Consider the following 21,827-nt stretch of genomic DNA (forward strand, 5'->3'; position numbering starts at 1 on the left):
GGATGCATTATGAAAAATATAATCATAGCAGATGACGATAAAAGCCTATGTGATTCTATATGTAAAAATATTGATGAAACTAAAAACTATAATCTATATATATCTCATACAAAAAGTAAAACTTTAGAAATTTTAGATACTTATAGAATTGATTTGGTTATATTGGATATCTTTCTTTCTGACGGAAAATCACTTGATATAATTCCTATAATAAAAAAAGCTTCATCAAAGCCTGATGTTATAATTATTACAGGGCTTGGAGATAAAGATTGCGCTAGGACTGCTATACGGTGTGGAGCATGGGATTATATACAAAAGCCTTTTTCAAAAAAAGACATGTTACTGTCATTAAAAAGAGTTTTTCAATATCGAGCAGAAAAAAACAAGGTCGATGACGCTCCGATCACGGACCTTGGTGGAATCATCGGTTCGGATATACTCCTGGAGCAGGTCTATGATTCCGTGTCCAAGTCAGCGGCGACACAGAGCAATGTTTTGCTCACCGGAGAAACCGGAACCGGAAAAGAACTTTTTGCCAGGGCTATACACAAAAACAGCAGATATCGTGATAAGCCTTTTGTGACTGTAGACTGTACTTCCTTGCCGGAATCCCTGACCGAAAGTATTTTATTTGGCCATAAAAAAGGGGCTTTTACTGGGGCGAGCGTGGATCATGACGGTCTGATCGCCCAGGCGGATGGGGGCACTCTGTTTTTGGACGAGGTCAGCGAGATGCCTTTGGAGACACAAAAAAAATTCTTACGGGTTCTCCAGAACCGGATTTTTCGACCTGTGGGTGGTAATAAGGAAAGGCGGAGTAACTTTAGGTTGATCTCGGCCACGAACAAAAATATTCCTTCCCTTGTGGAATCTAATACATTCAGGAGCGATCTTTTTTATCGTCTGAATACTATACACATTTCGCTACCACCTTTACGGGATATGCCATCGATTATTAATGAATTGGTGGATTATTATTTAAAGAAGCTGTCTGTTGAAGGCGAAGGACATATGAAAAAATGTTCGCCAGAATTTATCGAAACCCTGGCATCGTACTCATGGCCTGGGAACGTACGAGAATTTGTTGGAGTTATAGAACAGTGTTTGATAAATTCAAGGTTTGAAAAAACACTATTTATAAAGCATTTACCAGAAAATTTAAGAATTTTTAAGATACAAAATAAATTAGAGAATTCAATAAATAAAAGCAATGAACCATTTTTTTCTTCTTTAAAAGAGTTTAGAGCAAGAGCTATAGAAAGCGCAGAAAAGGAATATTTGAATAAATTACTTGAGCATTACAGTTCTGATATAAACAAAGCAAGTTTGATTGCAGGCGTTGGTAGATCACGATTTTATGAATTGTTGAGAAAATACAATTTAAAATAGATTGTCCTTTTTAAGCACATTGAGTGCGTTTTTTTCGGAAAATTTCCGGAAAAAACGCACTTTTTTTATTGTGTGGGCCACTCAGGAGCTAAGACAGTACTCGTTTAGTGCGCCAGAAATTTTAGGCATCTTTATTGCTTAAGGTAAGTTTTTTTGTGGTTGTATAGCTGGCGGATTATTTTGTTTTTTTTTACAAAAATAATAAATATCATTTAGTTACATTAAGAGGGGACAATGTTAGTGTTCAAGAATATGTTGTTGTGGAAAAAGATTGGAGGCGGCTTCGCCATCGTTTTACTGCTCACCATGACCGTATCGTTCATTGGTTGGCAGAGCATGCATGTAATCGTCGAGAGGAGTGGGAACGCGGACGACATGAATGTCATTGTCGAGGATGTATTGGGGGCAAGAATCCAAGCTCTCTATTTTTTGAATAAAAAGTCATCTAGTTACGCCCAAAAGGTACATGAAAATCTGGCTCACCTCCAAATCCAGGCCGAGCAAAGCCGGGACACATTCAATGACCCGGCTGAAAAGGCGCTCATGGATAGGGTGTTCCAACGCGTCGGAGAATACGACCGGCTTTTTGGTTTGTTTGCCGATCTCGAGGACCAGAAAAAAACGCTCCTTGAAGGGATGCGGACCCGAGCGGATCGTGTCCTTGCCGGGGCAGCGGCAATGCATGCCGAACAAACACGCCAGTTCAATGAAAGTATAGATACAAGCGTTCTCGATACAGAAGAGATTGGACTCAGGTTCCAAAACACGATCAATGCTGGCAGAATACAGTACCACCTATTGGAGGCCCACAGAAATATACTCGAATTCGTACGCTCAGGGAGCACGGAAGCCCGCGACAGGGCCAACGTCGATTTTGCGGCTGCGATGGAACTCGCACAAGAGGTGGCTTTACAATCAAGTTCGCGGGCCAATATTGAAAAAGGGAAGAAGTTTATTACTGATCTTGAAGGCTATAAAACAGATTTTTTGAATTATGTAGATCTGATGGACAAGCAGAAGGTCCAGATGCAGCACATGGTCACTGCGGCAGCCGCTACCGATGATGCCTGTGACGCAGCCCGTAAAGACCAGAAACAAAAGATGGAGAGTCAGATCGCATCTGCTGGAACGTTTCTCATGGGCGGGACCAGCTTGGCCCTCATCTTGGGCATATTGATCGCCTTCGTGATCACCCGGGCCATTGTCCAGGTCATGCAAAAGGGGGTTGTCGCTGCCGAGGGAATGTCCGGGGGGGATATGACGGTGAACGTCGATATCGACCAAAAGGACGAGATCGGTCTGCTTGCGGGCGCGTTGAACGCCATGGTCCACAAACTCAAGAAGATCGTGGCCGACGTGCAGTCCGCCAGTGCCAACGTGGCCTCGGGCAGCCAGGAACTCTCCGCATCCTCCGAACAGCTTTCTCAAGGAACGACTGAGCAGGCCGCATCAATAGAAGAGGTTTCTTCGAGTATAGAGGAGATGGCGGCCAATATTCGGCAGAACACGGAAAATGCCGTCCAGACCGAAAAAATAGCCGTCAAGGTCGCTGAAGATGCCCAGGAAACGGGTACGGCCGTGGGAGAAACCGTGGATGCGATGAAGAATATTGCGGACAAGATTTCTATCATCGAGGAGATCGCCCGGAACACCAATCTGCTCGCCCTGAACGCGGCCATCGAGGCGGCCAGGGCGGGTGACCACGGCAAAGGATTCGCCGTGGTCGCGGCCGAGGTGAGAAAGCTGGCCGAGAACAGCGGGAACGCCGCTGCCGAGATCAGCGAATTGTCCGGTTCGAGCGTGGCCAAGGCGGAACATGCCGGAAAGATGCTTGACGACATCGTACCGGACATCCGCAAGACAGCGGACCTTGTCCAGGAGATCGCCGCAGCCAGCAAGGAGCAGGACGCGGGTGCCGAACAGATCAATCAGGCGGTCCAGCAGCTCGACCAGGTCGTGCAGCGAAACGCCTCGGCCTCCGAGGAAATGGCGGCCACATCCGAGGAGCTCTCCTCACAGGCAGAACAGCTCCAGTCGACCATGGCCTTTTTTACTATCGAGCAAGGAAATAACAGGGCAAATATCCCAATGGTGCCCAAGAATGTGAACGTGGTTCCGGACAGTGGACAGGGGCGGTTGCCGGAATCCGGTGCCGTTGAGAGCAAGCACAAGCCTGGGGCAACCGGTGTCGATTTACAGCTTGAAAATTGTATGACAGAAAATCAGTTCGAACGTTTCTAACCCAAAACCAGTTTGGCATGTTGGGTTTTCGTCGAACCTCTGACCCAAGCGACGATCCGTAGGGGCACCCCTTTGGTTGCCTTGAACGTACATCCACAATCCATTTTGGAAACTCCGTGTTTCAAAGTGGTTCTGGTTTACATCCGCATAATCAAATCCAATCGTTTGCATATTTATCCCCAAGGAGACTCAAATGACCCATATCAGTGACCAATTTTTGACCTTCGTACTCGAGGAAGAAGTCTTTGGGATCGACATCGGTTCGGTCAAGGAAATCCTTGAACTGCCCAAGATCACCAAACTTCCACAGACCGACGAGGACATGCTCGGGGTTATCAATCTGCGGGAACATGCCGTCCCGGTGTTCGATCTGCGGACCAAGTTCAATCTTCCCCCCAAGGAAGATTCTGTTGATACAAGTATCATCATCATGGACCTGGAAAATGGTAAGAACGCAAAAACATTCGGGGTCAAGGTGGATGGCGTTCAGGAAGTGGTAGGGATAGGTCAGGAAGACATGGAGCCTGTTCCAGCATCAGGTATGAGCGTTGACAATCGATTTATCAAGCAAATAGGCAGGCTGGAGAACGGGTTTGTCATTATTCTGGATGGAGCAAGGATTATTAGTGAAGACGAGATGCGTATAGAAACACCCATAGAGGGGACATCCTACTACGGTGAAACACTGACATAAAATATTCGGATATGTTTCCGGAATTTTTTCGTGTCGTAAATATATATAGATGAGAGATACGGTCCTATGAAAATTGGTACAAAACTCGTTACGGCAGGATCCGGTCTTGTTCTTTTGACCACTGCGTGTATTCTCGGGATATTTTTTTGGCAGAGTTCAATTTTGTCAGACAAATTGGCAGAACAATTTCTTGAAGAAGCTAAACACGAGGTCGAATTGGCCACTGCCGATGCGACGAATCTTTTGAAAACCCAGCACGCGACACTGACCAAGCAATTGAAAAACGACATGAATGTGTTGCTGGACATCGTTCGCCGTAACGACGGACTGCGTCTGCTCGATGAAAAAGAAAAATGGGAAGCCATCAATCAGGTCTCAAAGGCAAAGAGTGTTGTCCGGCTTCCCAAGATGGCCCTGGGCAATGGATGGATCGGTCACAATGACGCATCCGATGTGCGCACACCGATCGTGGATAAAATGATGTCCTTGACCGGAACGACATGCACGATTTTTCAGACTATGAATCCCCAGGGAGACCTGCTGCGTATTGCCACGAACATATTGAAAAATAACGGCAAAAGGGCTGTTGGGACCTATATACCGAGTACGAGTGTGGTCGCCCGGACTATCCGGTCCGGAAAAACCTACTACGGCACCGCATTTGTGGTCAACGCTTGGTATCTGACCCAGTACCGGCCCATCAAAGATGAACGGGGTAAGGTCATCGGGTGTTTGTACGTGGGGATCCTGCAAGAAAACGTCAAACAGCTCCGTGAGGGATTGAGAGCGGTCACTATCGGCTCTTCAGGACACATCTCGGTTCTTCTGGGATCTGGAAACGCGGCCGGAGAGATCAAACTGCACAGGCAAAACGATTTGGAAGGAACCAGTGTTTTTGCACGGACAGATAGCGACAATTCCGCCCCATACAAGAAGCTCATCAAGGACGCCAAGCAGGCCAAGGGCGAGCCGGTCGTCCAGACAGTGGACCTCGCCGGGACCGATGGCGCTGCGGGCAGCGAGGCCATTCTTGTGGCTACGTATTTCGAGCCTTGGGATTGGGTCGTTGTAGGTACCGGATATGTCGAGGAATTCATGGCGGGAAAACGGGCTACAGACGAGTCCCTCAAAAAATCCGGAATATGGTCCCTGGGAGCGGGGCTGTTCATACTCTTTATTTCCATCGCTGCGGTGTATTATTTTTCCCGAAGGATCAGCGGAACCATCGGCAACGCGGTCAAGGCCATGGTCAAGATCAGTCAGGGGGAACTCGATGTCGAAAAACTCCCTGAAAACAGTCGGGACGAACTGGGCCAATTGGCAAAAGCCCTGAACTCCATGTCTGATAGACTCAGAGAAATTGTCGCCTCGATCCAGGGGGCGACACTCAATGTGACCTCGGGCAGCGGACAGATCTCTTCAGCCTCCGAAGGGGTTTCTCAGGGTGCTGCAGAACAGGCCTCAAGCGTGGAAGAAGTCTCATCGAGTATGGAAGAGATGGCCGCCAATATCCAGCAGAACGCGGAGAACGCGCAGCAGACCGAAAAAATTGCGCACCAGTCCGCCTTGGATGCAGAAGGTGGGGGCCGTGCAGTGAATCAGACACTGCAAGCCATGCATGAAATTGCTGACAAGATAACCATTGTCGAGGAAATCGCGCGCCAGACGAACCTGCTGGCCCTTAATGCGGCCATCGAGGCGGCCAGGGCCGGTGAGGCAGGCAAGGGATTTGCCGTGGTTGCGGCAGAGGTACGCAAACTGGCTGAGAGATCGGGCAATGCGGCCAACGAGATAAGCGATCTGTCCTCTTCATGTGTGGATGTGGCGGAAAAGGCCGGGAAGATGCTGAACAAGATGGTTCCGGATATCAAGCATACCTCGGAGCTGGTCCAGGAAATCGCGGCGGCGAGCGGTGAGCAGAATGCCGGTGCTTCCCAAATCAATCAGGCCGTCCAGGACCTGGACAAGGTCGTCCAGCAGAATGCCGCCGCAGCCGAAGAAATGGCTGCAACCTCCGAAGAGTTGTCCGCACAGGCCAACCAGATGCAGGAGACCATTTCGTTCTTTTCGCTCAACGGTCGGACCGGTTCAGGAGCTCCCGGACCCTATGGCGACGGATCCGCACCGTCCCAGACCCAGCGCATGATTGGATCACAGAGCGCAACCTATGAGAACCGGGGGCTGGACTCCACGCAGAACAAAATATCCGATGGGAAAAAAGCAAAGAATGCAGCGCCAGTGGATAACGGTGATTACGATGATTCTGCATTTGAGCGTTTCTCATAAACCATGATCGTGATGCAGACCCGAGCTTTACGACCCGGATACGCCGGGTGTCACGGTATGCGATATACAGACCGAAGCTAAGGAGGTTGATTGGTTGCGTCATCCGGGGAGGCTAATCTGTCTGTTTTTTTCAAGTATGTTATATTCTCAAAAGGGTGGGGGGAAGAATGTTCAGGAACATGAAGTTGCGTTACAAGATCATGCTACCTATTTGCTTGACTTTTTTGCTCATTTTCGCGGGATCGATGGGATTTATGGTCAACGAGATGATGGAGGAGAGTCGGGCCCAGGCCGACAAGCTCGCGCTGGAATTGACCCATCGTTATGGGAACCAGGTCCGCGTACAGATCGAACGTGATCTGAACATCGCACGGTCTGTTGCCCAATCCTTCGAAGGGATCAAACAAGGTGGTTTTGTAGTCCAAAGAGACATGTTCGTGGATATGCTCCGTCGTATTCTAGATGAGAATAAGGGCCTACTTGGAATATGGACATGCTGGGAACCCGATGCTCTGGATACTATGGATCAGAATTTCGTCGGGACTGCAGGACATGATGCCACAGGCCGGTTTATTCCCTATGTATACCGCTCCGGCGGCAGTATCGCCGTTGAGCCGCTGGTCGATTATAATAAGCCGGGAGCTGGTGATTACTACCTGATGGCAAGGGATTCGGGCCGCCCCCAGATTCTGGACCCATTCACGTATGACGTAGGCGGCAAAACGGTCCTTATGACCTCGATTGCCGTACCGGTGCGGGGTGATGGAAAGGTGGTCGGGGTCGTTGGTGTGGATATAGCTCTGGATGATTTTCAGGAAAAGATTTCAGCCATTACCCCCTATGGAACGGGATATGCCTTTTTACTTTCAGCCAAAGGTAATGCCGTAGCCCACAAAAACAGGGAATTGCTAGGACAAAATGTTTCAACTAAACTGCCCAATGGTCAGGAAATTGTCGACACAATAGCCAAAGGGCGTACCTTCTCATTCACCTTGGACGGGACCAACGGGAAGGGTGACGCATACTATGTTTTCAGTCCACTCTCCCTTGGTGAGACCAACACCAATTGGTGTATGGGGGTTTCCATACCAGTGGATACGATTATGGGGGCTGCCGATCATATGATGTATGTTGCAGTGGGAATTACTTTGGTGGGTATTGCATTGCTTGTGGCCCTTGTGTTTATGATCAGCGGAACCATTGTTCGACCGATCAAGAAGTGTGTCGAATTTGCCGGGGCAATGGCCAGTGGGGATTTTACCGGTGAATTGGCTTTCGAACAAAAGGATGAGGTCGGGATCCTGGCCGGTGCACTTGACGGAATGGTCGTTAAACTCCGGGAGGTTGTTAGCGAAATCCGTGGTGGTAGCGAGAATGTCGCCTCTGGAAGTCAGCAGATGAGCGCTACCTCGGAAACCCTGTCACAGGGGGCGACAGAACAGGCTGCTTCTGTCGAACAAGTCTCTTCCTCCATGGAACAGATGGCTGCCAATATTAAACAAAACGCGGATAATGCCCTGCAGACGGAAAAGATTTCTATCAAAGCGGCCAGTGAAGCACGGGAGACTGGTGACGCAGTCACGGAAACGGTCACGGCGATGAAGAATATCGCTGAAAAGATTTCCGTTATCGAGGAAATCGCCCGGAACACCAATCTGCTCGCCCTGAATGCGGCTATCGAGGCGGCCAGGGCCGGCGAAGCCGGGAAAGGATTTGCCGTTGTCGCTGCAGAGGTCCGCAAATTGGCAGAAAACAGTGGGAACGCTGCTACTGAGATCAGTGAGCTGTCCGGTGCGAGCGTGACCAAGGCCGAAAACGCTGGAAAAATGCTCATGAAGATCGTTCCGGATATCCAAAAGACAGCTGATTTGGTCCAGGAAATCGCTGCCGCGAGCAAGGAACAGAATGCCGGGTCCGATCAGATCAACCAAGCCATCCAGCAACTCGATCAGGTCGTGCAGCAGAATGCCTCAGGATCCGAGGAAATGGCCGCAACATCCGAGGAACTTTCCTCACAGGCTGAACAGCTGCAGGCATCCATAACCTTTTTCAGGGTAGGGAATGACCAAAAGGGGGATATCGTTGATACAGCAAGTAGTATCAAAAATAGCAGGTTGAAAATCCAAAAACGTACCGATGGGCAATCTAGTCCTACATCGATCAAAGGGGTCAGCCTGGAAATGGATACTATAAAGGATAAAGAGGGTTTTGAGCACTTCTAGTCATTTCCCCCGCTTGTTATGTACCAAACGGGGGAAATTATGAATGGTCATTTTTGTTTTTGGATGGAGACAACAACGAATGGATACCGAATATACCAGTAACCAAAATATTATAAAAGTGCCGTACGATATAATGCGTAATAAAAATGTATCTACCTTATTTAAAAAAGAGGATACTGAATATTCCTATATCGAAAGGATCGGAAAAGTCGTTCCGGATCCAGTGTACATTTTGGACCATGAGGGAAAATATTTGCGGTGTTGGGGACCGCAGAAAGATATGATCGCCAGCCGGGATACGCTCCTGGGAAATAGGATATCGGATTTTTTGCCGGAAGATATCTCTTCAAGGTTGTTGATCAAGATCAGAAGTGTCTTGGATACGGGGGAGGAGCAGCGGTATGAATATTCACTTACAATCGAAGGTAAAAGGCGTTTTTTTGTCTCAATAATGGCAAAAATCAATGACGGTGAAGTGTTATGCATCGTGCGCAATGTAACCGATCTTCATCGGGAAAAAAAACTTTTTGTCCAGTGCAGAAGGAAGCTGGAAAATCTTGTCGAGGTCCGGACAAAAGCGCTATCCATTGCCACAGAAAATTTGCAAACCCTCCAACAGGCAGCTGAAGACGCCCATTTAGAGGTTATCCATCGCCTCGCTTCCGCGGCCGAGTTCAAGGATACAGAAACGGGTAATCACATTATCCGTATGGCCGAATATGCGGCCTTGTTGGGTAGGATCTATGGACTTTCCGGGGCCAAAGTGGAGTTGATCCGTCAGTCCAGTCCCATGCATGATGTTGGAAAAATCGGTATCCCCGACTGTATCCTCAACAAGCCGGGAAAGCTTACCCCCAACGAATGGGAGCAAATGAAACAACACACGGTCTATGGTGCGGAACTCCTCAGCGATTCATCGTCGGATTATACCGATGCAGGGCATATCATTGCCCTCACCCATCATGAAAAATGGGATGGATCCGGATACCCTATCGGTCTTTCCGGAGAGATGATCCCTATCCCGGGACGGATATGTGCCGTGAGTGATGTTTTTGACGCCCTGACCTCCAAACGTCCATACAAAGAAGCCTTTTCCAATGAAAAGGCTCTCTGCATCATGAAACAGGAGCGTGCAAAACATTTTGACCCGGTTCTGTTGGATCTTTTTGTAGAACATTTTGATGATTTTAGGGCTATCCAGTCTGCCCATATTGGGTAACCTGTCAAATATGTGGATGCACAGGCAAGCGGTGGATCAATAGGAGTGTTGTACGTATTATAACGGAGTCAGATCTCGGTATCTATCCGGGATACATTTGTAAATTATTCAAAAAGGGCCTGTTTATGCGCTTGTACCGTCCGTTTATCCCGTAAAAGGAGTGGTATAAGCTGACCATACTCATTTCAGATGCGTCAGCCGGGCTCACGACTCTCCAGCAAATATTTTTTTACCCCGTCCCTATATTCTATAATAGGCAGCCTTGCATCCCTGTGTGCAGGTGATAGAAGTGGACGATATGATCATGAAGATACTGGGCACCGAGGACCAGATTTCTGATCAGCGTGGCGTTTTCAGGAATATGCACGTCCAGGGCGTTTTCAACGCAACGCGTGGATGCAAGGGCGTGAGTGTAGGTACACACGCCGCAGGTCCGCTGGGTAAAATGCTGGGCATCCTGAGGATCACGCCCTTTGAGGATGATTTCCAGTCCTCGGAAAAGCTGGGCACTGGACCATGCCTTGGAGATTCTGCCGTCATCCACTTCGACTTCGATGTGCAGATGGCCCTCGATTCAGGTGATGGGATCGACCACAATGGGGCCGCTGAAATTGCCTTTTGGTGGAACAACGGCCGCTGGCGTGGCTTTGGGATGACAACCGGACATAGATTAATCCTCCTTTTACTCACGAACTCATTTCCTGTTCAGCACCGTTGCAGGCAGGACGGATGTATTTGGGAATGGGTTGCCCTCCCTTCTCGCCATTGATGATTGTTCTCCGGCTGAGGCCAAGTACTTGCTGCGCGGCCTTTTCCTGAGAGAGGTGGAAGCTCTTTCGCCAGAGGAAAAAATCGGCCTGGCGCATGACTTCCCCGGTTTGTTCCTGATACAGTCCCCAGATCGTTTCCCCGCTCATGTCAATCTCTTCTGTCCATTTTACATACCACCCCCAGCTTGCAACCCGGACCTTTTCCCATACTTTTTTGTCACCGCGGAGAGGTTCGTCAATCTGATACGTGTGTTGATCACCTCGGATACATCCACATCGGCTTCAACGCCGTTTTTCCAGGTGAGCCGGAGCATATAGGGAGAAAGGGCCGCTACAGAGCGAATAACCGGGGGATTTTTTCTTTTTGGCATGGTGCACTTCCTTTACTTGGCTGTGAGTCGTTTCCATTCGCTCTTCAGAAGATCAATATTGTCGTACTCTCTCAACCCGTACCAAGCCTTTTCATGGAATAGACGCCGTTGGCCCCTGCCAGGGAGGTGAACTTCCGTTCATCCTTTGAGCTGAGCAGGTGCTTGACCTGATCGAAGGAGACACTTGGGGGACAGGTTCGCCCTCATCGATCACACCAATGTTCCTTCTGATAGAGTATTCCTCTGTTTCACCTCCATTCGACAAACCATGAAAATTGAGTTATAAAATTCTATTTTTTTTGCCCATCTCATCATTCCATCAACATCTCTCCAACCGAGTCTGATCCATTGAAACACGTTCCTTCCATAATCCCCCTGCTTCTGGCGATATGTCTCCTCTGTCCGCTATCGGCCCAAGCCGGACACAATGCCACTGCGTACTCCTTGTCCGATTGCATCGCTTCGGCCCTCTCCAACAATCAGCGCGGACTCATTGCCAGGGAAGGGCAGGCAATTGCCAGAGCGCAGCACCAGCAGGCCCTTGCCGCCTATTGGCCGTCCCTTGCCTTTTCGGCCTCCGGCACCATGGATGACCATGACCCACAATTCGTGTCCGAAGGCATGACCGTTGCCCTGCCCGGCATGGGCTCCATTTCCGTGCCCGATCAGGTAACCAAACTCCGGGACAACAAAAATCTGGATATGGATCTCACGGCCACCTGGCTTCTCTGGGGAGGGGGCAAACGTTCGGCCATGGCCAGACAGGCGGAAATCGGCGTGGACATGGCCGGAGTGGACATTGTACGTGAAGAACTGAAACTGACCCTTGAGGCCAAACAGACCTATTACGGCCTCGTACTGGCACGCCGGCTCAAGGCTCTTGGACACGATACCCTCGAACGGATGGAAGCGACCCTCTTTGTGACCAAGAGATTCTACGAACAGGGGCTCGGCGGCGTGCTCAAGACGGATTTTCTGCGCAACAAATATTTTGTGGAAACCATCAAAACCACGGTTGTCGGGTTGGACGCCAATGTCGAACTGGCCTCGGCTTCGTTGGTCAATATCATGGGTCTCGACTGGAACGAGGACATCGATATCAAGGATACAGCCGTTCCTTTCCAGCCCATCGGTCTGGATACGCACTCCCTGGTCACCGATGCCTATGCTTTCAATGTGGACATGCGTTCCATCGAACTGGCCCTGAAGGCAACCCGGGAAAAAATCAGGGAATCCAAAGCCGGGTATTTTCCTGTTGTCACCCTGTTTGGCAATTTCAGAAAAACCATCAACGAGTACGACCTGGGCATTGTCACCGAAAAAGACAAGAAACGTCTGACCGGCGGATTGAACGTCACCCTGCCCCTTTTCAGCGGATTCGGCACCAGGGCGTCGGTGGACAAGAGCCAGGCCATACTGCGTCAATTGAAAAAAAAGAAAATCGTGTTTGAACACGGCCTGGCGCTGCACATGAAGAACCTCTGCCTTGCGGCTGTACGCAGTGCGCGTCAGGTGCAGACAACACGAGATGCCATGGTTGCTGCCCGTGAGAATCGCCTCCTCAATGAAAAGGCGTACACCATGCACATGGTGGAAACCCGGGACATCATAGAGGCTCAGGTGGCGGAATCCCTGACTGCGGCAGGCCATTACAGGGCCCGATATGCTCACTACGAAACCCTCGCTAAAATCGAGATGCTCTTGGGGAAACAGATCGCCGATGTACTCGCAACCAACTAGATATGCTTGGGCAGTTGCATGGCTCACGGTCTTTGCCGCCCTTTCTGTGCAGGGGCCACGCATCGCATATGCAGAACCGAGAACTCTGGATTTCGGCATCCCTACGGCATTCATTTCAGGCGCTGTCAATCCGCAGGATGCAAAAGCCGGTATGAAGCTGTGGCTGGAAGAAATGACGGCAGCCACGCCATTGTTCGACAAAGTGACACCGCACTATGTCGAAGACTACGAGGATCTCAAAGAGGTTCTGGATTCAAAAGCCATTGACTTGATATTCCTGCCGACTCCCTACTATATTCGCCTCAAAAACACCTATTGCCTCGAGCCCGGAGCCGTTGCCATCGGTTCCAACGGCATGGATCAGCAATACATGCTCATTGTGAACAAGGACTCGGGCATAACCTCCATCGACGAACTGGCCGGCAAACCAATCTCCATCATGAGCGAGCAGGAACACGACATTGTGGGGCGGGAATGGATACGTATTCTCCTCAAAAACAGGGGGCTCCCCTGCCAGGAGAACTTCTTTTCCAAAATCACCATTGAACCCCGTCCCTCCCGGGTCATCATCCAGCTATTCTTCAATAAAATCGAAGTCGGCCTGGTCACCAAGTACGCCTTTGACGTCATGGCCGAACTCAATCCGCAAATCCCTCAGCATATCAAAATGCTGGCCGTATCTCCCAGCATCTTGAGTCATGTCCTGTGCTTTACTTCCAAAATTGATAAGGACATGAAAAAGACCGTTCTGGACACGGCTCTGCGTATCCAGGAATTACCCCGCGGCCAGCAGATATACACGCTTTTTCAACTTTCCAATCTTCTGGTATACAAGAAGCCGTATATTGATTCCGCCGAAACCTTATTCACCCCTACAGCTCAGGAATGCCCGTACTGACCATGATAAACGGCATACGTGCAAAGACGACTCTTGTAAGTCTCCTCCTCTCACTGGCAATCGTGATAGTTTTTGTTGCGGCTATCATCCCCATCGAACAAAAAGCACTGGTCACCAATCTCGACTCCCAGTCCAAAAATCTCTCGGCAGCCATCAAGGAAACGATTCTATCGGCTCTCATCTCCGATGATGTCGCATCGGTCGTTGAGCAGTGCTTTTCCATTGTCTCCCGCAGGGACTCCATCGCCTATATCGTCATATCAAAAAAAGACCAGGATTCCATTGTCTTTCTTCACGACAGATGGTTCATGGAAGCGAATGATCCGTGTGCATCTCTGCAACGTACTCCCGAGGATACCGGTCGGTTCATCCACAGTTCCATAGTGGACGCCGAAGTGTACCACTATACCTCGACTCTCTCCCAGCTGGGCCTTGACCTTGGCAAACTGTCCATCGGTCTGAAGCCGGACGCCTATTACTCGGCCCAGAATCAGATGTACATGGCAACCTGGTTGACCGCTCTCGGGGTCCTTTTCTTCGGCTTCCTGCTCTCAGCGCTGGTCAGCCGAAAAATCGTCAATCCCATTCTGGCACTCGAACGGTTTGTCCGGGTTTCCATTGCAGGGGGGTTCAACGGTAAACGCGTGACCATCAGTAGCAATGATGAGATCCAAGGCCTGGCCGAAACCTTCAATGCCATGGTCGAATCCATCGAGGACAGCCAGCGCAAATTGCGTGAGGCCCACGACACCCTGGAAGAGCGGGTCGAAATCAGAACGCAACAGCTTTCTTCGGCCAACCGACAGCTGAACCTCATGCACGAAATGTTCAACTGCTGTCGCGAAGGCATATGTATCACCAATGCGGACGGGTGTATCGAATTGCTCAACCCGGCCTTTCCCCGGCTCATGGGATTGTCCAGGGAGGAACTGGAAGGCAAGGACCCGCTTCACCTCCTTGCCGGGGGCGGCAGTGCCCTGGATGCCGATGCCGTCTGGAAAACGATCCGCTCTCAAGGTGTATGGGAAGGCAATGCCTCCAATGTCTCGGGCGATGCGCCTCTCCGAGCCTTTCACATGAGTGTCTCCACGATCCGGGATGCACGGGGACGCATTTCGCACCATGTATTCATTCTGCGGGATGTCTCGGAACTCAAGGCCAAGGAAGAGCTGATCCAGCATCAGGCGTATCATGATTCGCTGACAGGACTTCCCAACCGCAAGTTCATCAGCGAGCATATTCGGTCACTCGTGGATGCTGGGAAGGACTCGAGCAGAAAACTGGCCGTGTTTTTCATCGATCTCGACAACTTCAAACACGTCAATGACAATTACGGTCATAAAAGTGGCGATCTTGTCCTGCAGGAAGTTTCCAAACGCCTCAAACGGTCCCTTCGCGGCAACGACCTGGTCGGCCGTCTGGGCGGCGATGAATTCATCGTGGTGCTGGGCAACGTTGCCAAACGAAAAATCGTGAGTCTGATGATCGACAAGCTGATGGCCGTGTTCGATACCGACTTTGCCCTCTCGGACACCGTCACCGTCAACCTGTCCATGAGTTGCGGCATTGCTGTTTTTCCTGATGACGGAACCTCGCTTGATCAGTTGCTGGCGAATTCCGATATGGCCATGTACAAGGCCAAGAGTCAGGGAAAGAAGCAGGTGGCCTTTTACGATTATGAAATGCATGAGCGAGTGCGCAACGAATATACCCTGGAACAACAGTTGAAGACCGCCATTGCAAACGACGACTTGCTTCTCCATTTCCAACCCATCTTCACCATGGCGGGAAAAATCGCCCGCATCGAGGCATTGGTACGCTGGCGGACTGCAGGCGGTGACCTGATCCCACCCGGCGAATTCATCCCCGTGGCGGAAAAATCGGATCTCATCAACGATATCACCCGTATCGTGGTCCGCAAGGGATTCGACCAACTGGCCCTCTGGCAGGCCGAGGGATGGTCGGGCGTGCTTTCTGTCAATCTGTCCACACGATCTCTGTATAGTCAGGACATTGTGGATTTCATCATCACCAGTGCCCGGGAACGGCACATTGATATCAAACATGTGGAGCTCGAAGTGACGGAAACGAGCATGATGTACGATATCGAAACGGCCAGATCCATCATCGAAAAATTCTGTGGGGCCGGATTCTCCATCGCCCTGGACGATTTCGGCACAGGGTACTCATCTCTGCGCTATCTGGAGGAATTGCCCTACCACACCCTGAAGATCGACAAGTTTTTTGTGGATGGGCTGCTCGACCCGGAGAATCGTTCCCCCATCGTTGCCAGCATCATATCCCTGGCCCGGGGACTCAACCGCGAGGTCATTGCCGAGGGCGTGGAAACCAAGACCCAGGCGGTGATGCTGAGCGATATGGACTGCCACTATCTCCAGGGATTCTATCTCAGCAAACCCCTGCCCGAAAAAGACATGACAACCATGCTCACCCTTTCCAAGGGACTGACACTCGAGCAGATCCATGCTATGCCCATAGATTCGGTTCACGGAAGTCCCCACGCCCAGGCATGATAGGGCATGAAAGTCGTATTGCGGTAATTGTCTTAGATGGACGGTTTGGGGGGCAAAAAAGTGGTTTTAAGGCAGAAAACAGCCCTCTTTGAGCTGTTATGGTAAACTATTTTAGGATGTTACATTGGTCCGACCCCAATAAGGCCAATAAGGATAACTTTCAACTTCCCTGACACAGGGGGCTGCCTGCAAAAATCTCTTTTTTGCAGGCACATCTTACTCGGTACTTGATAAGAACGGCGGGGCTACCTCTCCCGCCGAGCCAGCCATATGGAGTGTTTGCTGCCACCATGCGCGCCCCTTGCATAGGCTTGGGTCTGTTCAACCAGGAAGCCCGTTTTAGTGAGACGTTTGGTGAAGGCGAGGCTGGGTCCTGCCGACCAGACCGACAGGATTCCCCCCGGACGCAAGGCGGTCCGGGCCCTTTTTAGCCCCTGCATGGTGTAGAGTTTTGAATTTTCACGATGGGTCATTGCCTCGGGGCCGTTGTCCACATCGAGCAGGATGGCGTCGTATTTTCCGGGATTATTCCTCATTATTTCAGCAACGTCTGCAGTTTTCACCTGAACCCGTTTGTCGAAAAGAGGGCGGCCGGCAAAAGCTGCCAGAACCGTTCTGTTCCACTCCACGACTTCGGGGATGAGTTCGGCAACCGTGACTATGGCTTTTGCATCCAGATGCGCCAGGGCTGCGGCAACGGTGAATCCCATGCCTAGACCACCGATCAGAATTGCGGGCGCGGCAATGCTCCTGATCTTTGCGCAGGTCAGCTCCGCCAGGGCCGTTTCCGATCCATGGACCCGGCTGTTCATGAGTTCTTCCGCACCAACGCGGATGGAGTATTCCTGCCCGCGTCGGTACAGATGAAGAGGGGTGTCGGAGCCGGGGACAGATGCCGTATGTAAAAGTTTCCAGGGGATCATGAGAATACTCGGGTATTGATGATAAATGATATCGGTATAAAAATAGCGGATCGGAAGGGGTCGGTGTGCTGTCGGATTTGAGAGATAGGGGCTGTAATTACTGGCAAAATGATGCGCAGGGACTGTATTTGTTTCCTCTGACCGATGTAATCCTGTCCGGGCTGGTCACGAAGAACGATCTTTCGGTTACCCGCTTCCATGCATTGCACAGTTTTTTTTACGTTTTTTACAGTCATTGATTTTTTTGCACCGGACCGTTGCGGATTTCAGTGCCCTGAACATTGGTTTCATCTCGAAAGTACAAATAGAATCAACACGAATATCTGTCAACGGATATGCTGGACACCTCTCTAATCGCCAGATCCTGATAAATATACATGATTTTTTCTAACGCGACAATCAAGGTGTCCATAATTGACAACTTGCGAGGATATACGTACCGGTTATAATTATAAATATACTAAATCTACCAAAAATACAGAATGTTACCAATGCAAAAATAGATATATATGCCGGCAGCTTCGGTTTTTACGTTTTTTCAGCAATTCCAGATAAAAATAGTCTAAACGCAATCATTCCTGATAGATTCGTGGGGGCGATCACCGATCACGAACCCCCTGTTTTTTCGAGCCCCGGGAGGCGAGAAAAAACAATGGGTTGGGCATGGGTCTTACTGGACCGGAATATCCTGACGTTTTGTTAGGATGGATCAAATATTTTTTCTACTGAGTGCGGGATTTCTATGCAAAAGTATATTGAAGCATTCAAAGAATCACTCCTGACCCTGGATCGCATCGGAGCTCGTCGCATTTTTGAGGACGCCTCACAAGAAGGAGAGCCCCTGGAATTTGTGGAAACAGTGATGGCTGCTGTCCTGGAAGATATCGGCCTGAGCTGGGAAGTAGGAACCATTGCTCTCTCACAGGTTTACATGAGTGGCAGGATCTGTGAAGAGCTCCTGGATTCTCTTTTACCGCTATCCGTATTCAGGGAGGAAAATCCATGCAGGGTGGCCATTGCCGTTCTGGAAGACTATCATATGTTGGGAAAACGGATTGTCGCATCCGTTCTACGGTCAAGCGGCTATCCCCTTGTGGATTATGGCCGGGTGAGCGTGGATGAACTGGTCCGTTTTCTTGCAACGGATCAGATTGAAATCCTTCTTGTTTCCACATTGATGCTTCCTGCCGCACTGCGTGTGAAAAATTTGCAGGCTGCCTTGAAGGAACGCGCAATCCGGGTCAAAGTGATTGTGGGAGGTGCTCCGTTCCGTTTTGATCCTCTTTTATGGCAGGAAGTGGGAGCAGACGGTGTTGGCAGGAACGCGGGAGATGCTGTTGCTCTTGTCCGACAATTTACGGAGAAAACATCATGAACGCTCTTGCCATGACCTCCATGCAACGAACCCTCACCACGCTGGGCCACAAGGAACCTGACAGGGTTCCTCTTTTCCTTTCGCTCACCATGCACGGGGCAAAGGAACTCGGAATGTCTCTTGCGAACTATTTTTCCCGGGCAGAGCATGTTGTTCAGGGACAGCTCCGTCTTAGGGAAAAATACGACAACGACTGCCTGATTGCTTTTTCTCACGCCGCCCAGGAAGTGGAGGCCTTCGGGGGGGAGGTCCTGCTGTCCGAGAACGGACCCGCCAACGCCGGACCGCCGATTATTCACTCCCCTGAAGATGTTGCCCACCTTGAACCGCCCCGGATCGAGGATTGTCCAGGTCTTGAAAAAACACTTACGACTATCACCGGTCTGAAAGAAGCGGTGGGTGACGAGGTGCCTATTGTCGGAGTCGTCATCTCACCTTTTTCTCTCCCGGTGATGCAGATGGGATTTGAGAGCTATCTGCTCCTCATGTACGAGAACCCCGGGGCCTTTGCCGCGCTCATGGCCGTCAATGAAACGTTCTGCATCCGGTGGGCCAATGCCCAACTAGCCGCTGGAGCTACGGCCATCTGTTATTTTGATCCGGTTTCCTCGCCAACCATCATTCCCCGAGAAAAATATCTGCGTACGGGATTTCTTACGGCCAAGCGAACCCTGAGCGGCATACAGGGGGCCACGGTTACCCATATGGCATCCGGCATGACGCTCCCCATTATCGACGATCTGGCTAAGACGGGTACGGGTGGTGTCGGCGTCAGCGTACTGGAAGATCTTGGAAGTCTGAAAACGGCCTGTAGGAACCGATTGACCATTCTGGGTAATCTCAACGGCGTTGCCATGCGTCGATGGACCCCTGAACAGGCCGAAGATGCGGTTCGGACAGCCATTGCCCAAGCCGGAGAAGGCGGGGGTTTTATTCTCACGGATAATCACGGAGAAATTCCATTCCAGGTTCCGGATGAGATTTTGCTGGCCATCTCCCGTGCCGCGAGAAAATGGGGCCGCTATCCCTTGTCTGTTGAGAAATGACGGTCTTTTAGTGGAGCACGTGTAGGCCGGTATCTCCAGATCCCGGCATTACACGGTCGTTTTTATTGACCTTTCTGTATATTGCATTCTGCACCGTCCCGTGCTTTTCGTACCTTATCCGCAAGAGTCTGCCATACCAAACAAGAAAATTTTATAACTACTTGAACTTAAAACCTAAAACGTAAAACTGCGGCTTGGCCGATTTAGGAAAAAAAACTGTTTCTCTGAAGTTATTGGAAATCCTTATAATGAGCAAACCGATCCGGATTTTTTCCTGCTCCACGTATGCCCGTGAGTTACATGCTGTTCTTCCTGCCCTTATACCTCAGTTTGGCCCTATTCTGCACACCATATTCCCACAGCTTTGTGGAGGAAATGTACAGAAGACGGATGCTGATATTCTAAATTCCCTGTCTTTCAATAAAAACGAACAGGCCCATATTATCGGAGGATTTTGTCTGACGGAACCCGGAGCTCAATATGCCGGGCGACCCGATATCTTTGTGCACAGGCAGGACCAATGTTTTTACTGGTTTCTCAATCCGGAAATCGTTGATATGCATCTTGCGGACAATGCCTATCTCTTTTCACCCTTCTGGCTGACCATCTGGAAAGCGCGTTTTCGTGCGTGGGGATTTGATCAAACCCTGGCCAGGGAGTTTTTTCATGACATCAGCCGTAAACTGGTATTTGTTGACACCAAGGTTTTGGCGGACGCCCGGCCTCTGGCTCGTGAGGTGGCCACGTATCTGGATCTTCCTCTGGAAATTATTCCCGCGGGTACGCACTATTTTCATCTCAAACTTGTGGAAGTCTTTTTGGAGGGACGTACTGCCCGAAGCCATGAGGAAGCATCCTACCGGAACGATCTGGATGATCTTCGGCGTCAGACAGCAGATTACGCCGCAGCTCTCGACCTGCTGGGCCGGCTCAATAGAAGTGAAGGGATAGTTGAGACCGCAACGAACATCCTGGATATTTTCAGTATGCTTTTTGCGCCGGGACACCTGCTGTATCTGCGTATACTCGATGGAAATCCCGAACGGTTGTTCTCGGGTTCTCACGGAGAGATTCTGGACGATCCGACAACAATCTGTCGTCTTGCAGCCTTTGATGAAGAGTACGGTTGGACCGAATCCGGAAACGGGTTCATCCTGCGGTTTACCTATAAGGATGAGGTGTTGGGAGTTCTGGAAGTCGATCATCTGAATTTTCCCGAGTATAAAGAATATTATTTGAACATGGCCTTGAGCATGGTCAATATCTGCAGTCTGGCCATCGAAAACGTGCGAAAATTCGAGCAGATCAGGGCGTATACCTCCCGGATTGAACGGCAGGCCTTTTTGGATTCCTTGACGGGTGCCTATAACAGGGCCTTTTTTTTCAATGCCCTGGAAGGGGAAATCAAACGCAGTGAACGGTATTCACACCCCCTGTCCGTCCTTTTCTTGGATATCGATCTTTTCAAGAATGTTAACGATACCTACGGTCATGCCGCCGGGGATATGGTGCTTTGTGCTTTTACCGAGGCCTGTCGTGAGGAACTGCGGGACAATGATGTGCTGGGACGTATCGGAGGAGAAGAATTTGCTGTCCTGCTTCCGGAAATCGATGCCGACAACGCAATGACTGTTGCGGAACGTTTGCGCGAGACAATGGAAGCTTTGTGTCTGGAAGAAGACGGCCGGATCATCCGGTGCACGGTGAGTGTGGGGCTTACCCAATGGACGCGTGAAGACAACGCGGACAGTCTTGTAAAACGTGCCGACAACGCGATGTACACAGCAAAGACCGAGGGACGAAACAGGTCGGTCTCCCTGCTTGCGGGCAGTTGCAACCAGAAATAAGGAACACAGAGGCTCGATCACAATGTACCGTTACTGTGATAATACGTAACGTCCCCATGTTCCTTATTGTTCGGGATGGCCGGATTCGAACCGGCGGGCTCTGCGTCCCGAAGGCCGAGGGTGGGATGCTGCTTTTTTATAAAAAAACAAATCCACGCATAAAATCACGCATGAAAAAAAGAAGGGTTACGTTGCTATAACGTAACCCTTTGGTTTTATGGCGGAGAGGGTGGGATTCGAACCCACGTACCCTTGCGGATAACTCGATTTCG

At 50.2% G+C, this 21,827-nt stretch carries 13 protein-coding genes and 3 pseudogenes; 13 read left to right on the forward strand and 3 right to left on the reverse strand.

Annotation, left to right across the window (positions count from 1 at the left end; genetic code table 11):
* The first annotated feature begins 9 nt into the window (after positions 1-9).
* The 7 genes and pseudogenes from ACY692_RS07460 (at position 10) to ACY692_RS07490 (ending at position 10,051) form a co-directional block, all read left to right on the forward strand.
* Entirely contained in the window at positions 10-1,389 is a 1,380-nt protein-coding gene (locus ACY692_RS07460; protein ID WP_462324727.1) for a sigma-54-dependent transcriptional regulator, read from the forward strand.
* 234 nt (positions 1,390-1,623) lie between these two features.
* Complete coding sequence (locus ACY692_RS07465) at positions 1,624-3,630, forward strand: methyl-accepting chemotaxis protein (RefSeq protein ID WP_462324728.1); 2,007 nt, start codon at positions 1,624-1,626, stop codon at positions 3,628-3,630.
* Between the two features lie 193 nt (positions 3,631-3,823).
* Positions 3,824-4,324 carry a chemotaxis protein CheW gene (locus ACY692_RS07470; RefSeq protein WP_462324729.1) on the forward strand — a complete coding sequence of 167 codons (501 nt, stop codon included), beginning with the start codon at positions 3,824-3,826 and terminating at the stop codon, positions 4,322-4,324.
* A 66-nt stretch (positions 4,325-4,390) separates the two neighbouring features.
* A pseudogene (locus ACY692_RS07475) lies at positions 4,391-5,425 on the forward strand (Cache 3/Cache 2 fusion domain-containing protein); the annotation flags it as partial.
* A gap of 150 nt (positions 5,426-5,575) precedes the next feature.
* Positions 5,576-6,610 (forward strand): annotated as a pseudogene (locus ACY692_RS07480) (methyl-accepting chemotaxis protein); the annotation flags it as partial.
* Positions 6,611-6,789: 179 nt separating this feature from the next.
* Positions 6,790-8,832 carry a methyl-accepting chemotaxis protein gene (locus tag ACY692_RS07485; protein ID WP_462324730.1) on the forward strand — a complete coding sequence of 681 codons (2,043 nt, stop codon included), beginning with the start codon at positions 6,790-6,792 and terminating at the stop codon, positions 8,830-8,832.
* A 79-nt stretch (positions 8,833-8,911) separates the two neighbouring features.
* Complete coding sequence (locus ACY692_RS07490) at positions 8,912-10,051, forward strand: HD-GYP domain-containing protein (RefSeq protein WP_462324731.1); 1,140 nt, start codon at positions 8,912-8,914, stop codon at positions 10,049-10,051.
* 274 nt (positions 10,052-10,325) lie between these two features.
* Here the strand turns inward: ACY692_RS07490 and ACY692_RS07495 are convergent.
* Both ACY692_RS07495 and ACY692_RS07500 read right to left on the reverse strand, forming a co-directional pair.
* Positions 10,326-10,718, reverse strand: a pseudogene (locus tag ACY692_RS07495) (nickel-dependent hydrogenase large subunit); the annotation flags it as partial.
* Between the two features lie 19 nt (positions 10,719-10,737).
* Positions 10,738-10,968, reverse strand: a complete 231-nt coding sequence (locus ACY692_RS07500; RefSeq protein WP_462324732.1) for a hypothetical protein — start codon at positions 10,966-10,968, stop codon at positions 10,738-10,740.
* A gap of 572 nt (positions 10,969-11,540) precedes the next feature.
* On the opposite strand from ACY692_RS07500, the gene ACY692_RS07505 reads away from it, so the two are divergent.
* From ACY692_RS07505 to ACY692_RS07515, 3 genes are all read left to right on the forward strand, one after another.
* Complete coding sequence (locus ACY692_RS07505; protein ID WP_462324733.1) at positions 11,541-12,932, forward strand: TolC family protein; 1,392 nt, start codon at positions 11,541-11,543, stop codon at positions 12,930-12,932.
* Positions 12,913-13,830 (forward strand): phosphate/phosphite/phosphonate ABC transporter substrate-binding protein, encoded by a 918-nt coding sequence (locus ACY692_RS07510; protein WP_462324734.1) that lies wholly within the window; start codon positions 12,913-12,915, stop codon positions 13,828-13,830. Before ACY692_RS07505 ends, ACY692_RS07510 begins: the two co-directional genes overlap by 20 nt.
* A gap of 62 nt (positions 13,831-13,892) precedes the next feature.
* Entirely contained in the window at positions 13,893-16,364 is a 2,472-nt protein-coding gene (locus tag ACY692_RS07515) for an EAL domain-containing protein (protein ID WP_462324735.1), read from the forward strand.
* A gap of 245 nt (positions 16,365-16,609) precedes the next feature.
* Here the strand turns inward: ACY692_RS07515 and ACY692_RS07520 are convergent, their stop codons facing one another.
* Positions 16,610-17,287 carry a spermidine synthase gene (locus ACY692_RS07520; RefSeq protein ID WP_462324736.1) on the reverse strand — a complete coding sequence of 226 codons (678 nt, stop codon included), beginning with the start codon at positions 17,285-17,287 and terminating at the stop codon, positions 16,610-16,612.
* Positions 17,288-18,029: 742 nt separating this feature from the next.
* Here ACY692_RS07520 and ACY692_RS07525 point away from each other — a divergent pair.
* The 3 genes from ACY692_RS07525 (at position 18,030) to ACY692_RS07535 (ending at position 21,555) form a co-directional block, all read left to right on the forward strand.
* Entirely contained in the window at positions 18,030-18,662 is a 633-nt protein-coding gene (locus ACY692_RS07525) for a cobalamin B12-binding domain-containing protein (protein WP_462324737.1), read from the forward strand.
* A complete protein-coding gene (locus ACY692_RS07530; protein ID WP_462324738.1) occupies positions 18,659-19,708 on the forward strand; it encodes a uroporphyrinogen decarboxylase family protein in 1,050 nt (349 codons plus the stop codon). The genes ACY692_RS07525 and ACY692_RS07530 overlap by 4 nt, the downstream gene beginning before the upstream one ends.
* A gap of 557 nt (positions 19,709-20,265) precedes the next feature.
* Positions 20,266-21,555 carry a sensor domain-containing diguanylate cyclase gene (locus tag ACY692_RS07535; protein ID WP_462324739.1) on the forward strand — a complete coding sequence of 430 codons (1,290 nt, stop codon included), beginning with the start codon at positions 20,266-20,268 and terminating at the stop codon, positions 21,553-21,555.
* Positions 21,556-21,827 lie beyond the last annotated feature (272 nt).

It is taken from the genome of Desulfoplanes sp., assembly GCF_054921335.1.